Annotated in this window: 12 protein-coding genes; 7 read left to right on the plus strand and 5 right to left on the minus strand. The window is 48.5% G+C overall.

What is annotated here, in order from left to right:
* Window positions 1-16: 16 nt before the first annotated feature.
* The gene (locus BZJ19_RS08240) at window positions 17-928 is read left to right on the plus strand and encodes a LysR family transcriptional regulator (protein WP_069586460.1); all 912 of its coding nucleotides are present in this window, start codon (window positions 17-19) and stop codon (window positions 926-928) included.
* Between the two features lie 5 nt (window positions 929-933).
* On the opposite strand, the gene BZJ19_RS08245 is transcribed toward BZJ19_RS08240, so the two are convergent.
* Window positions 934-3,633 (minus strand): bifunctional acetate--CoA ligase family protein/GNAT family N-acetyltransferase, encoded by a 2,700-nt coding sequence (locus tag BZJ19_RS08245; RefSeq protein WP_077675258.1) that lies wholly within the window; start codon window positions 3,631-3,633, stop codon window positions 934-936.
* 268 nt (window positions 3,634-3,901) lie between these two features.
* Between BZJ19_RS08245 and BZJ19_RS08250 the strand changes: the two genes are divergently transcribed.
* Both BZJ19_RS08250 and BZJ19_RS08255 read left to right on the plus strand, forming a co-directional pair.
* Complete coding sequence (locus BZJ19_RS08250; protein ID WP_077675259.1) at window positions 3,902-4,387, plus strand: SPOR domain-containing protein; 486 nt, start codon at window positions 3,902-3,904, stop codon at window positions 4,385-4,387.
* A gap of 226 nt (window positions 4,388-4,613) precedes the next feature.
* Window positions 4,614-5,618, plus strand: a complete 1,005-nt coding sequence (locus BZJ19_RS08255) for a D-alanine--D-alanine ligase (protein WP_077675260.1) — start codon at window positions 4,614-4,616, stop codon at window positions 5,616-5,618.
* Between the two features lie 3 nt (window positions 5,619-5,621).
* Here the strand turns inward: BZJ19_RS08255 and BZJ19_RS08260 are convergent, their stop codons facing one another.
* Complete coding sequence (locus BZJ19_RS08260) at window positions 5,622-6,575, minus strand: tyrosine-type recombinase/integrase (protein WP_077675261.1); 954 nt, start codon at window positions 6,573-6,575, stop codon at window positions 5,622-5,624.
* Window positions 6,576-6,788: 213 nt separating this feature from the next.
* On the opposite strand from BZJ19_RS08260, the gene BZJ19_RS08265 reads away from it, so the two are divergent.
* Both BZJ19_RS08265 and yciH read left to right on the plus strand, forming a co-directional pair.
* The gene (locus BZJ19_RS08265) at window positions 6,789-7,151 is read left to right on the plus strand and encodes a DUF3319 domain-containing protein (protein ID WP_077481227.1); all 363 of its coding nucleotides are present in this window, start codon (window positions 6,789-6,791) and stop codon (window positions 7,149-7,151) included.
* A 102-nt stretch (window positions 7,152-7,253) separates the two neighbouring features.
* A complete protein-coding gene (gene yciH / locus BZJ19_RS08270; RefSeq protein WP_077675262.1) occupies window positions 7,254-7,577 on the plus strand; it encodes a stress response translation initiation inhibitor YciH in 324 nt (107 codons plus the stop codon).
* A 54-nt stretch (window positions 7,578-7,631) separates the two neighbouring features.
* Here yciH and BZJ19_RS08275 read toward each other — a convergent pair whose 3' ends face one another.
* Complete coding sequence (locus BZJ19_RS08275) at window positions 7,632-8,516, minus strand: TPR end-of-group domain-containing protein (RefSeq protein ID WP_077675263.1); 885 nt, start codon at window positions 8,514-8,516, stop codon at window positions 7,632-7,634.
* Window positions 8,517-9,139: 623 nt separating this feature from the next.
* Here BZJ19_RS08275 and BZJ19_RS08280 point away from each other — a divergent pair.
* A complete protein-coding gene (locus BZJ19_RS08280; RefSeq protein WP_077675264.1) occupies window positions 9,140-10,174 on the plus strand; it encodes a Gfo/Idh/MocA family oxidoreductase in 1,035 nt (344 codons plus the stop codon).
* A 220-nt stretch (window positions 10,175-10,394) separates the two neighbouring features.
* Here the strand turns inward: BZJ19_RS08280 and chrA are convergent, their stop codons facing one another.
* On the minus strand, window positions 10,395-11,543 hold the full coding sequence (gene chrA / locus BZJ19_RS08285) for a chromate efflux transporter (protein WP_077675265.1): 1,149 nt from the start codon (window positions 11,541-11,543) through the stop codon (window positions 10,395-10,397).
* A gap of 468 nt (window positions 11,544-12,011) precedes the next feature.
* On the opposite strand from chrA, the gene BZJ19_RS08290 reads away from it, so the two are divergent.
* The gene (locus tag BZJ19_RS08290) at window positions 12,012-12,941 is read left to right on the plus strand and encodes a LysR family transcriptional regulator (RefSeq protein WP_077675266.1); all 930 of its coding nucleotides are present in this window, start codon (window positions 12,012-12,014) and stop codon (window positions 12,939-12,941) included.
* 8 nt (window positions 12,942-12,949) lie between these two features.
* Here the strand turns inward: BZJ19_RS08290 and BZJ19_RS08295 are convergent, their stop codons facing one another.
* Window positions 12,950-14,095, minus strand: coding sequence for a lysophospholipid acyltransferase family protein (locus tag BZJ19_RS08295; RefSeq protein WP_077675267.1), 1,146 nt, complete (start codon window positions 14,093-14,095; stop codon window positions 12,950-12,952).
* Between the last annotated feature and the right edge of the window lie 172 nt (window positions 14,096-14,267).

Genomic DNA, 14,267 nt, shown 5'->3' on the forward strand with positions numbered 1-14,267 from the left:
GATTAAGAGAAGCACTATGTTGTCGTTTGAAGCGTTACAGGTTTTAGATGCCATTGAGCGAAAAGGCAGTTTTGCCGCCGCAGCGGAGTCACTCAATCGAGCCCCTTCCTCATTGAGCTATCAAGTTCAAAAGCTGGAAGATGAGCTTGGACTAGTGATCTTTGATCGGTCCGGTCACCGCGCGACATTTACCGATGCCGGCCATTTATTGGTAGAGCGTGGACGCTTATTACTGAACGCGGCCGATGAGATGATTGCCGATGCGGCGTCGTTAGCTCATGGGTGGGAGCTCGAAATTCGGCTTGCCTACGACGGTTTGTTTAAAAGTGCGTTCTTTTTCCCGCTCATTGAGCGCCTTGCCAATAAAAGCAGCACGCGTTTGAAACTGTCAGAAGAAATTCTTGCCGGATGCTGGGAATCGCTCGCGCAAGATAGAGCCGATGTGCTGATTGCGCCGATCCCAGCGTCAGTTCCTCAAGGGATTAAAGTACAACCTTTAGGTGAAATGAGTGCGTACTGGGTTGCCACGCCTGATCATCCCATTCATAAGGAATCGCGACCTGTCGACCCGGATATTCGGGCTGGTTATCGGGGAGTTGCGGTTGCCGATACTGCACGCGGCATGCAGCCGATTACTTACAATGTGTTGGAAGATCAACCGCGTTTAACCGTCAGCTCGATGCATGATAAGTATCAAGCGATATTGGCAGGTCAGGGGATTGGTACTTTACCGTGGTTTTGGGTCCAAGATGACTTGAAAGCGGGTCGCCTTAAGCTATTGAAGGGCAGTACACCTTTCGAGTTAAAGATGGGACTCGCGTGGAAGCGCAACCGTATGGGCAATGCGAAATCTTGGTTGGTGCGGCAAGTCCCTAAGCTGCTTGCGCCCTATTTGCAAGCCGGTGACATTCCAATTGATACGCCGTAATCGGTTTATGCATCTTGGTTTTTATGCAATGGCAGCAGCATATCCACCACGCCGTCTGCCATCTGCACATCAATACTAAACCCGCACTTTTGTGCTAATCCAATCATGCCTCGGTTCGCCGGCATTGTCATGCCGGTAATACGAGACAGGCCAGCCTGTTTGGCGTAATTGATGATTGCAGTCATCAAGATACTGCCAAGGCCAACGCCTTTTAAATCCGAACGCACCAGCACGGCGAACTCGGCTTCTGTATTTTCAGGATCGGCCAGTAAACGGACCACGCCCCAAATTTCTTCTTGTCCAGAAGGAGAGGTGTAGGTCGCAACCAGTGCCATTTCTCGGTCATAGTCAATCTGAGTGAGGTTGGCGAGGGCCTCATGGTTGAGTTCGCCTACGTCAGAGAAAAAGCGCCGATAAAGATCTTCCTCCGATACTTGCTCTACAAACGCTTTGTGGGTTGGCTCATCTTCGGGAAGAATAGGACGTAATAGCAATGTATTGCCATTTTTTAAGGTAACCTGTTGCTCAAGCTCTTTAGGATAGGGGCGTATCGCCAAACGTTGATGCTRACTACCGGCATAATCACGCAATTGTAGAGAGGCGTCTAATACAGTGAGCTCGTCGCCAGCGACTAACAGTGGGTGAATATCCAGCTCGTCAATTTCAGGACAATCAATGATCATCTGTGACAGTGTCACTAAAAAGCGGCATAAACTGGGCACATCAATGGAAACGGGGAAGCTGCGCTGTTTGATTTTGCCAGACTTAATCGCGCCAATCACCAAATAACGGGCTAACGCCATATTGAGCGGCGGGATGGCCACCGCGGCATCTTTGGTCACGTCCCAGTCCGAGCCACCTTCACCAAGTAAGATAATGGTGCCAAACACGGGATCATTACTGATGGTCACTCTTAGCTCTTGCGCACCGGCGCGGGGAGCCATGGATTGAATCAATAAGCCTTGAATGCGTGCGTTTGGGAATGTCATAGACACGCGGTCCAAAATGGCTTGTGAAGCATTCGCCACTTCAGCGACCGTGCGCAAGTTGAGCATCACGCCTTGTACATCCGACTTATGCTGGATATCCGGCGATCTCAGTTTCACCGCAACCGGATAGCCCACTTGCTCGGCAATTTGCGCCGCTTCGACCGGATCGCTAGCCAGCCAGGTTGACATGACGTGTAAGCCATACGCTTCAAGAAGAGGGCGGACTTCATGTGTGGTGAGAGTGAGGTGCTCAATGTCTTCGGCTTGATCGATAAAGGCGCGAACCGCCGGCAAGTCGTAGTCTGTTTGTCCGGTGGACGTGGGTGTTTCCATCAACTGCTTTTGGTTACGCCGGTACTCTACCAAATGCATGTAGGCGGTAACGGCGCTTTCTGGCGTACGATAGGTCGGGTAGCCAGCATGGGTAAATGCTAGTCGAGCAACGGTGGCGTCATCGCCTTCGCCTTGCCAGTTGGTGAGAATATTAAAACGCCGCGCGCGCGGATTTTCCTTGAGAGCAGCGATAATGGCTTTCGCGGTAGCCAGCCCCGGCGCCGTGACGGAGGGTGAATGCATGATAAGCAGTGCATCGGCATCATCACTCGCCAAGAGAATATCAATGGCATCTTGGTATCGTTGTGTGTCCGCATCGCCCACGATATCGATCGGGTTGGTACGCGACCAACTTGCGGGTAATACCTGATTCAACGCTTCAATAGTTTTCTCACTAAGAGACGCCAATTTACCGCCCGAATCCATCAGTGTATCGACTGCCATGACAGCAGGGCCGCCGCCATTGGTAATAATGGCCAAACGCTCGCCACGTAAAGGAACGGAGTGCGACAAGGTTTCGACCGCGGCGAATAGTTCGTGAGTGTTATTCACGCGCAGCATCCCCGAACGACGAATGGCTGCGTCATAGGCAGCATCGAGGCCCATATTGGTGTGGCTCAGCTGTTCCAATGCCACCGAGCCACCGCGAGTGCGGCCACTTTTTAGCACCAAAATACGTCGGTTACGTGCCGCGGCGCGAGCGGCGGAAATAAATCGTCTCGCATCACGGATTGAATCGACATAGAGCAGAATGGCATCGGTTTTACTGTCACGACACAGATAATCCAATAACTCGGGGAAGTCGATGTCACAGGCTTCGCCGAGTGAAATAAAGGTTGAGAAGCCGATTCGCTTATTTTTGGCCCAGTCTAAAATTGTGGTGCAGACAGCGGCGGATTGAGAAATAAAGGCAATGTTTCCTTTGTTGGCAGACACAGGCGCAAATGACGCATTCAAATTGAGCCAAGGCAGAATCATCCCCAGACTGTTCGGTCCAAGCACCCGCATGGTATAGCGCGCCGCAATTGCCTGCATACGTGAAAAGTGACTTTCGCCTTGCTCATTAAATTGCCCGCGCATGCCCGCTGCTAGCACGATAACTAATTTGACGCCACGTTCGCCCAGCTGTTCGATGAGACTGAGATTGTGCTCGCCGCGGGTACACAGGATGGCTAAGTCAGGCACTAATGGCAGTGCTTCGATGGTTTTGTAGGCCAGTATTCCCGCAACCGCCTGATATTTCGGCGTGACGGGCATGATTGGGCCTTGAAATCCCCCCGATTGCAGGTTGCGAGTCACCACATACCCAGCGCGGTTAGCTTGGTCTGAGGCACCAACAACCGCGATTGATTTGGGCTTAAGTAACTGATCAATCCCTGACATAACGCTCCTCCTTTGCGTGGCATGATAAGCCGAGAAACAGGACAGATTGTCAGCCAGTGTATCTATTCGTGCTTGAATTCAGCGGTTTTTTTTAACGCAATGTGATCTGTGCGGAGCAGAATTTATTCAACACGATACACTGAGAAACAGGCAGGGGTGGCCATCTGTGAGCTGCAGCCGAAACCTTACGCCGCCACCTAAGTTTTTATTGAATGGTTGTTAGGTCGGGGGCACAATGACACAAACTTGGATAACTGACAGAATTGCAATGAAAAAATTGGCCTTATTGGCTGTTGCCGCGCTCTTGACGGGATGCAGCGGTGGCGGCGTCACTACCGAAATCTATAGTCAGACCATTGAGTCGACCGATACCCGTGCGACCGAACAGCCAGAGATGGCGAAAGCGGAGCCGATGCCACAAGCTCAGCCAAAAAAACCTGCGCCTAAAAAGCAAACGGTAAAACCAGCGAAACAAGGGCCGGGCTATACCATTCAAGTTGTAGCACTGAGTCACGATCGTGGATTTAGCGATTACGCTAAACGCCTGCCCAGTGATCAGCCGCTTTGGAGTAATAAAAAAATGGTCGATGGTTTGCCTTGGTACACCTTGCTCTATGGCGAGTACCCAACCCGAGATGCGGCCAAGCAAGCGATTCAGGCGCTTCCACAAACAGTGCGCCAATATGGCCCATTTGTTCGCTCCATTGCGGATATCAAACGCTCGTCCAACCCACAAATGGTGCGCGTTAACTAAGCGCGGCCCATTTGCTGAACCGGCCGGCGATTTGCCGGCTTTTTTGTGTGTGGTGGGTGACGCACAGCTGAGCGCCTGGTGTGCCGTACTCACTTGTATAATTGACAAGCAATTGACTATCAAAGCGGGCATAAAGATTGTTTGGATAATGAAAGCTAGCGAACAATTGTCTACTATGGCTTAAAAGTCAGCAAAATACGTGCATGACACGTCTTGTGAGAAAATGATGAGTAAAATAAACCTTCTTTTGCTGTGTGGTGGCGGTGGCGCTGAACATGCGATTTCTTTGATTTCGGCTCAGTATCTTGAGTCACAACTGGCAAAACTGCCGCGAGTGAAAGTCCATAAAGTGGAAATGACCGATCAAGGTTGGCATTTAGCGGATGGCATGCGCTGCCATTTGGATACCGATGGCATGCTGTGTAGCAAGGTAGAACACACCCAAATCCACTATGTGGTGCCTTGTATTCACGGCTTTCCCGGTGAGACAGGTGATATTCAATCATTATTAGAAATTACAGGCTTGCCTTATCTCGGTTGCGGACCTGAGGCGAGCCGAGTGTGCTTTAACAAAATCACCTCCAAGCTATGGTTTGACGCCCTTGGGATTCCGAACACACCTTACGTCTTTTTAACCGATCAAAGCCCAAGTAGCTTGGCTCGGGCACGTACTTTTTATGACGAGCAAGGGGCGGTTTTTGTCAAAGCGGCAAGCCAAGGCTCCAGCGTGGGCTGCTACCGAGTGTCGAAAGACGATGAGCTAGAAGCGCGAATTGCAGATGCGTTTACGTTTTCAGACCAAGTGCTTATCGAGAAAGCGATCAAGCCACGTGAGCTTGAAGTCGCCGCGTTCCACATGGGAGAGGATGTAATTGTCACACCGCCGGGCGAAATCAGCTGCCCAGAGGACACTTTCTACACCTACGAGGAAAAGTACAGCGACGGGAGCCATAGCAATACGCATATTGAAGCGGTGAACCTCACGGATCAACAAATAGAGGCGATTCAACAGTATGCGCGTCAAGCATTTGTGCACCTACGCTTAAAAGACTTGTCTCGTATCGACTTCTTTTTGAGTGACGATAATCAAATCTTACTGAATGAAATCAATACCTTCCCAGGAATGACTCCGATTTCAATGTTCCCCAAATTGGTAGAGCATCATGGTTATCCTTTCCACGAATATCTCGCCCAGTGTATTAGCAAAGCAACAGGGAAACGGGTGATTTAGGGGCTACTCTGTAGGCTTTTTATGTCGGTAACGTGCCTTGGCTTGCTCACTGGCTTCGCGGTTGCCGACATATTGCGCCGGCATAGCCGGACTTTTCCAGCGGCCTAGATGTTGGATTTGCTTGATACTTAACCCTTGCTTTGCCAGAGCTTTACTAGCCCCTACGCGTGGTGATTGTCCAGAGAACATCACTGATTCTCCTAACACATCACTGGCGCGGCGAAAAACGCGATAAATTGAAGAGGGGTCTAACGGTGTGTCGCCTAAGTGACCATGCTTGTTAATTCGTCGCAGTAGGGGGCCTTGATGGATCCCACTGTACTCGAGCCAAATGGCGAGCGTCATTGCCGTTTGTTCAGAGAGCACAACTCGTTGCTCTCCAATCATCACATAGGCCTTTTCGCCGTCATACAGAATATCTTCTGCGGCGAGTGCAGCGAGTTCACTGCGTTTGAGTAAGCCCTCATAACACAATGACCAAATTAAAAGGTCGCGGATATCGCGTAGTCGCTTGCTTGATTGGTACCGCTCTCGAAGTGCTGACAGGTGTCTTTTTTTAAATGGTGCGGCCTCTTTTGCCTCTGGGAGTTTCGCAGCAAGCAACCGCGCCATGGCATATTTCACTTCGCGATGCTTACTCGGATCTCGCTGACGGTGTAAGCGATGCACCAAGCCCACAGTGACAATGATTCGGCGGATCGCCGATACTTTTCGCTGCTGAGAGGTGAGTTCAGCAAATCGACGCAGTGTTGTCACCGCGCAGGGTAACGCCGTGACATGTTGGCTTTGGCAAAAAGAAACAAAAACTTGCCAGTCATTTCGATAGCTTAGTAGAGAGTTTCGACTGTACCGAGATTCTGTCACACCATTCCAATCCTCAACGGAGAGTATGCCCTGGTTAAATTTTTGAATACTCGCACTTAAGTTCTTGTCATCAATGGGATTAATCTTTTTCATGGTGCACTATAACTTTATTTCTATGCATGTATAGTAACATCAACCAAAGAGTAAAACTTGAAACATATCGCACTTTGTCTAACCACCTGTCTTTCCAAGGCTGAAAATTAGTGAAAATCCTCGAACTCAACGTGATAATAGTCTAAAAATTTAGTAGGTTCGTAACTCATAATAGGTAGATTACTGTTGTGGGAACGGCATCAGGAGGAAACTATGACCCAACGCCTTTTTCACCGTGGCTACACCATTGAGAAAGTAGAAGGCTCTGGTGATATCCAAGAGGTGTATCGTGCACGGCTAGGCGGTAAAGTTGTGTCTGGCAGCTTGACTGGTGTCAAAAAGTCGATTGAATGGTGGGTCGATACCAGCATGGTCACTGATCCTGCCGAGTTTGATGCGCTTGCTCGTAAACAAACCCGCCAAGTCGAAGAGTACAAAGGGTTTCGCCTGATGAATGACGATCCCGAGAAAGACGAAAAGGGCTGGTACATGATGGTTCGGGGAAACCTGATGAAAGGAACCTTACCCGCCCTCAAACTTTATATTGATCGCAACGGCGAAAAACTGCGCGCCTAATACACCCAATGTATACCAACCAATAAGATGAGCGGCTTTATCTGCAAAGCCGCTTTTTGTTTTGGTATAGTCTCACCAAGGTTTTCACATTACGTATACACCATGTCTGACAACAACCGATTAGTTTATTCTACCGAAACCGGCCGCATCAAAGAGGCAACGGAAAAGCCAGTTCGCCCAAAGGGAGATGGCATCGTTCGTATTCAGCGCCAAACAAAAGGGCGTAAAGGGAAGGGCGTTAGCTTAGTAACAGGGCTGGATCTTGAAGACGCGGCGTTAAAACTACTCGCCGCCGAGCTTAAAAAAGTATGCGGCTGTGGTGGCGCGATTAAAGACGGCGTTATCGAAATCCAAGGGGATAAACGCGATCAAATCAAAGCCCATCTTGAGAAAAAAGGCCACACCGTCAAACTCGCCGGTGGATAAAAAACGGGCAGCGCATGCTGCCCATTGTCAGTGATTTGCCACAATGCATGCTGACTAAGGATTACTCTCCGGATCAATCAACACGTCAAAGCGCTCGTTACCGTGAAGTGATTCAAAGTCAGCCTCCTCGCGAGCCGCTTCACGCAGAGAAGCGCTTTCCGCCACGGCGACTTCCAAGTCAGATATCGCTTGCTCTTCCGCACCAAGACGCGCATAAGCACAAGCACGCTGGAAGAGGGCGTTGGCATTTTTGTCATCCACCTCTAAAACACGGTTACTGATACTCAACGCCCAATGGTATTCACCCATTTCCATCGCGGCATCCGCTTTATGAGTGAGGGCTTCTAGATCACCAGGGCGAATTTTCAAGATCTCATTGTAGATTTCCATCCGCTGCTCTGGCGTTTGTGAATGCTGTGCGCGTAACCAAAGGTTATGGATCTCATTAATCCGTTCAATTTCTTTGTTATTCTCGGCGATGATACGTGTTTTGCGTTTCAAATCGCGCTCTAACGCTTGGAACTTTCGCTCATATTGTTCAGCAATTTCCGATAACTGTTGGTCAGCGAGTTCTTTGGTGTTGTTCTTAATATCACGCAACGATTGCCAACCAACCAGTGCGATCAATGATGCAGCGCCCGCAATCAAATAGAAAAAGTAAGTGACGGTGACATTGGCATAGTTAAGTGATTTGTCCGCTACGTCTAATTCACGGTCGGTAATCTCAACCACCATACGCTTTTCAAGGGCTTGAAAATCTGTTCTGAGATTACGAATCTCATCCAAAACATAGCGTTCCATCAATGGCTTGTCATAAATACTTTGTTCCGCATACGACTTAGGTTGTGCGGAGGCTTGTTTGGCTTCGCCTTCATCCTCAGCAGACACATTGAAGCTGGTCAATGCGACTAACAGCCAAGCCACTATTTGAGCTCTCATTTTTTCCCTTATTTAACGGTTCGCGTACAAACTAGCAAAACTGTAGCAAACCTTGCAGCACCTAAAAAGGTCAACAGGCTGAAACTGCTGAGATAACACTAAATATACCCATAAAAGATCATCATTTAGCTTATCACTGCGTGATTGAAGCACCTTAGGTCAAGCGAAGCATTTGAACTGAGTTGATTAAAGAAAGTGGTGATTAGCTATTTTATGGTAAATATATAATTACGTTGAATAGTCGTGTTAACACACTGAAGGGGGAGAAAACGTATCGACGAGGAATGCAGGCGCTTGTCTTATCGATGCTAATTTTCATCTGACGTATATGTGATTTAACATAAGATAGATAATGCGCACCAATGGTGTAAGGACAAAGTTGTAATGTCATTTTATAGCAAAGTTAAAATGTCTCCTTAAATCAATCTTTGACTTAGCAGTGCCCGGCCTAAGCAATTTAAAATGGCGACACATCCGCGTCTCTCTGATGCATTCAGTCAAAAAGCTATCGACCCGAGCTTCTTGATTGCACAAGCATAATAGATGTTGTCGAGCGCGCCAATTGATCATCTTTGAGGTTTTCTATAGGGTTTAGACAAACACCGTCCATTTTGGGTTTATTCATGATTAAAACCGCATTGGTTGGCTTCGGCTTTTCTGCCAACACATTCCATCTTCCTTTTCTTAATGCGATGTCGCAGTTTGATATTACGGCTGTTGTCTCCAGTAAGCCCGAGAACGTCACGCAACATTTACCCCAAGCGACATGCTACGCGGATATTAATACGCTGCTTGAGCATGAAAGTCCTGATTTGGTCGTCATTACCACACCCAATCATCTGCATTATGAGCACGCACGCCAATCACTCGAAGCCGGTTGCCATGTTCTGGTGGAAAAGCCATTTGTCACGCGCAGTGAAGACGGTCTTGCTCTGGCAACATTGGCGGATGAAAAAGGCCTAATCCTCTGTCCTTACCATAATCGCCGTTGGGATGGCGACTTTCTAACTCTCCAATCACTGCTAGAAAAAGATGAGCTTGGTGCTATTAAAGTCATGCATTCAAGCTTTAACCGCTATCGCCCAGAGGTTAGGCAACGTTGGCGAGAGCTGCCTGGCGAAGGCGCTGGTATTCTTTTCGATTTGGGTTCGCACCTGATTGACCAAACACTAACCCTGCTCGGAGACCCAGACGCTATTTCAGCTCAGTGTCGCGCTTTACGCCCGGGCAGCCAAACAACGGACTATTTTCAGCTCACGTTGCATTACCCAGATAGCGAAGTGATATTGAACTCTAGCCCATATCGGTCAGGCACCACAGAGCGCTTTACGGTACACGGCGAAAAGGCAACCTTCTCTTGCAACGGGTTAGATATTCAAGAAGATCAACTGCGTGCAGCCATGTCCATATTGGACAAAAACTTTGGTACTCAGTCGCATGAAGCAACGCTAGAGAAAGGTGACAGCGTCACTAAAATGACTTGTCCATTACATACTGGCCAATACCAGCAACTTTTTACTTTACTGGCAGAGTCGATCACACATCAACGCCCTTCTCCGGTGAGCGCCGAATCAGCGACTAAGGTAATTTACGCGATTGAACTTGCTCAACGTGCTTCGGAAACCGGCAGTCGCCAGACATGGCAATATTCGCTATAAAGGATATCTTCACTACCAATCGCCCCAAGAGTTATAACCGCTTGGGGCACCGCACTTTCTGCCCACCACATCTAAACACCGCATGGTGTGATACCTGTTGTCTTGGCTACTGAGATATCTTTGACCACCAGATAGTATGTTGAATTTGTGATTAACATATAAAGTTATAGTGCATTAAGGGAGTAAAATAAAGCCCGAACTCATATCGGGCTGGACGGCATCAAAAGAACCATTGGTAACCAATCATCATTAGCAGCACCCAAAAAACCGATAATCGCCATTTAATGAGTGCAGCTAAGCCAACGACTATCGGGATTAAATCAGTCCACTGGCTATAAGCTGACACCCAAACGGGTTGATAAAGCGCTGCCGCTAAGAGACCGACAACACTGGCATTAATCATAATAATGGCCCCCGCCAATCTAGGCTGCGATTTAACGGCCTCCCACACGGGCAATACACCAAACATCAATAACGCACCGGGTAAAAAGATTGCGATTGTCGCGATAATACTGCCCCATATTGGCGATAGCCCTTCAACCGTCGCGCCAAGGTAGCTAGCCATGGTAAACATCGGACCTGGCACTAATTGTGCGGCGGCGTAACCTTCAATCAAGGAGGAGTCTGTGACAACGTCACCCAATATAGGCTCTAACAACGGCAGAACTACATGGCCGCCGCCAAATACAAAACTTCCCGCTTGGTAGAAAAGGTTGAAAACTTGTACCGGCAGCACACTATTGAAAAGCCAAGGAACCGTGAGTAAGAATACAAACAGGCTGAGAATGATCCCGCTGCGCCGTTGCGCGTGCACTATCGATATCGAAGTAGCCTGAACAGCGGTTTGTTTAAAGCCAACGGCCCCGATCACACCAGCGAGTAAGATGGGGAGTACTTGATAAACAACGCCAGACGGCGACGCTAATAGCCATACTGTGGTGACAATTGCAACCATCGCTGTGGTGAACGAATGAATGAATTTTCGCCCCATCGATATTGTCGCGTCAATCACCACAACCACAGCCAATAACTTAGCCGCACTAATCAGCGTGCTTACCCAACCCGCCGTATCATTGCTGCTGCTAAACATCGCTGCTGCGGTTAATAAAGCGAAAGAAGGTAACGTAAACGCGACAAATGCCCCCAATGCTCCCAAATAGCCACCGCGCTGATAGCCAATATACATACCAAGCTGACTACTGCCTGGTCCTGGCAAAAACTGACTGATCGCCAAACCTGACGCAAATGCCTCTGCACTCAGCCACTGCTTCTCTTTCACAAAAACGTGCTCGAAATAGCCGATATGTGCCGCAGGGCCACCAAATGACATACAGCCTAAGATAAAAAACTGCTTGAGTAATTCGATCATGTCCACCTCCAGCCTGAATTCTATCCATGTTAGCCCATGAATATAAACAGATAACATCGATTTATTAAATGAATGATATTAATAAATCGTTAGCAGTAGCATCCGCAAACACGTCGGCCGTAATTAAACTACAGCACTTGTAGTAAGCACTTACAATTCACACGTATCATTGTTTCCACTGGAAAACTATAAGTTTAACTGATTGATACGTATTCATTTTATTTTGTTAGAGATAACAGGAAGGCGATAGGTGGACCCGTCATTGGTCATAGAATGATCGAAGCGATAAGCGAGCTTGGCAGTTGGTAAGTTGTCACGCTTGGATAGTATTTTATGAAATAAGTGCAATAGCCACTTTGGGTCTCTCAACTAATGACGTGACGGCGTCACTAAATGATGCCCTGCTCTCCCGAGCTGGGTTGAACTGTGGTACGCTTCTGGCTACCAACTTTCAGGGAAGCGTAAGCAATGCTTGATCACCTTCAACAAATTGTTGTTTTGGCTACCGTGGCTCAAGAGCAACACTTCACTCGCGCAGCAGAACGGTTAGGGATTTCAAAGTCTCAAGTCAGTAAGCAAGTGCGTTATTTGGAAGACAGGTTGGGGGTGCAATTGGTACAGCGGAATACGCGCTCTGTGTCGCTAACGGAAATCGGCGCACAATACGCCGACTATGGTGCGCAACTTATGGCAACGCTAGACGAAGCAGAAGCCATGGTGGCAGGTTATCGTGACGAAGTGACGGGCAAGTTGCGTATCGGTGTCGCCCAGTCATTTGGTAATACCCTGATCACGCGTAGTTTTGCCACATTTCGGCAAAACTACCCTGCGCTCGATCTCGATATTACGCTCTTTGATCATCGCCCTAATCTGGTTGAAGAGGGCTATGATTGCTGGGTCGCGATCCATGAACAACCGCCAGAGGGAATGGTGGCTCGCAAGCTCGCGGATTGCCAATTTAAACTGGTTGCCTCGCCGGACTATTTAGCTCGGCAAGGAACACCAAGTCAATTGAGTGATTTGAGGCACCATGACTGTATCACCTATCAAAGTCGCGAGCGCAGCTATGATAAATGGCCATTCAATAAAGCAGGCAATGAGCAAGTAGTTCGCGTATCGGGCCGCTATAACATCAATAACGCCCCTGCCGTGCTTGAAGCTGTAAAAGCGGGGATGGGGGTTGCCTATTTAGCGACCTACCTCCTCGATGATGAACTTCAAAAAGGTGAGCTGGTTGAGATCTTACCAGATTGGCGTCCCTGCCTCGCGCTTCCGATTTATATCGTCTACCCTCGCCGCAAACATTTAGCCCCTAAAGTACGCGAGTTTATCGACTTTATGCTCGAAGAAGTAGGCGATCCGCCCGTGTGGGATCGCCTTCACGCTAGCAATAGGTGACCTTGTCACTATTGGTCTATCGATGTCGTCGCTTGATCACTGGCGGCACGTTGCGCATTAATCACCGGGTTCGCATACATCTGACGAATATAATCGCGTGCTACCTCAGGTGCTTGTGCCAACTTTTGTTCAAACAGCTCGCGCTCTTCGGCGGTAACACTGTCATGCGCTTCCCCCGCCGCGATATAGTTAGCTGGATAAAGTCGATATAGACAGTGAATTTGCCGATCAATATCCGCCGCTAAAGTCTCTGGTGTTGATTGTGACACCGTCACAGGTGCACCGAAGGCGACATGAACTTGACGCTTATGCCCCACAATGCCTTTTACAATCGTTTGAATATCTTCAAATTCACTCTTTTCGTAAGCGCCCAAACGGTTGACGGCATCTAGCTCAGTCGCTTTGTCTAAGTCGCAAGGATCATTTTGATATGAGATGGCTACCGGAACGATGTTTAGTGCCTGCATGTACTCATCAAAGGATTGCTTGTTTTTGCGCCCTTCCATGTAGAACATCTTAAGGATGGCAGGATCGGTCATGTCTAATCCTGTTTTTGCACGCCCTTCCCGCTGAGCAATCCAGATAGACTGGCCTTCATCTAATGAATGGCGTATGTACGCCGACAGCTGGGAGAGCGATTTCATCATTTCACGCGGCGCTCTCGCTGAGCGTTTGACGATAAAGCTCTTATTTAGCTTCATCAGCTCGGTAGCACAGGGTTTACGCAACAAATTATCACCAATCGCGATACGCACTGTGTCTAAGCCTTGCTGATGCAAACACCAATTGACCAGCGCGGGATCCATCGCAATATCACGATGGTTAGAGACAAAGAGATACGCTTTATCCGGCGAGAGGTGCTCGACCCCCGAAACAGTGACGTTGTCACATGATGTTTTGATCATCTTGCGCATGTAACTCGCGACATGCAACTGCACGTCTTGTACGGTTTTAATGTTGCGCCACTTTTGGGTGAGATAAAGTTTCAGTGCGGGCTTAAGTAACCACCCTAGCGGACCCGAAGCATGAGGATAACGATAGGATAAGATCGCATTGATAAATTCATCGTCTTGGATCAAGCGATGAATCGCTGCAGGCACCTCATCATCATGATAAGGACGGATGTCTTGGTAAGGATCGTTAACTGTTTGCACGTTCTTCCGTTTCATTTGATAAAAACCGCGCCATTCTACGCGGTCAAACAAGGATTCAAAGTTAATCCAGCGACATTTTATAGAGGTTGGAGGTCAGACCTATTCTGTACTCGTGAGTTCCCTCAACCATATTGGGGCTTGACCTCTTGTTTAAAAGTGCTCAACATTGCCG

This window comes from Salinivibrio proteolyticus (assembly GCF_001996165.1).
Classification (GTDB): domain Bacteria; phylum Pseudomonadota; class Gammaproteobacteria; order Enterobacterales; family Vibrionaceae; genus Salinivibrio; species Salinivibrio proteolyticus.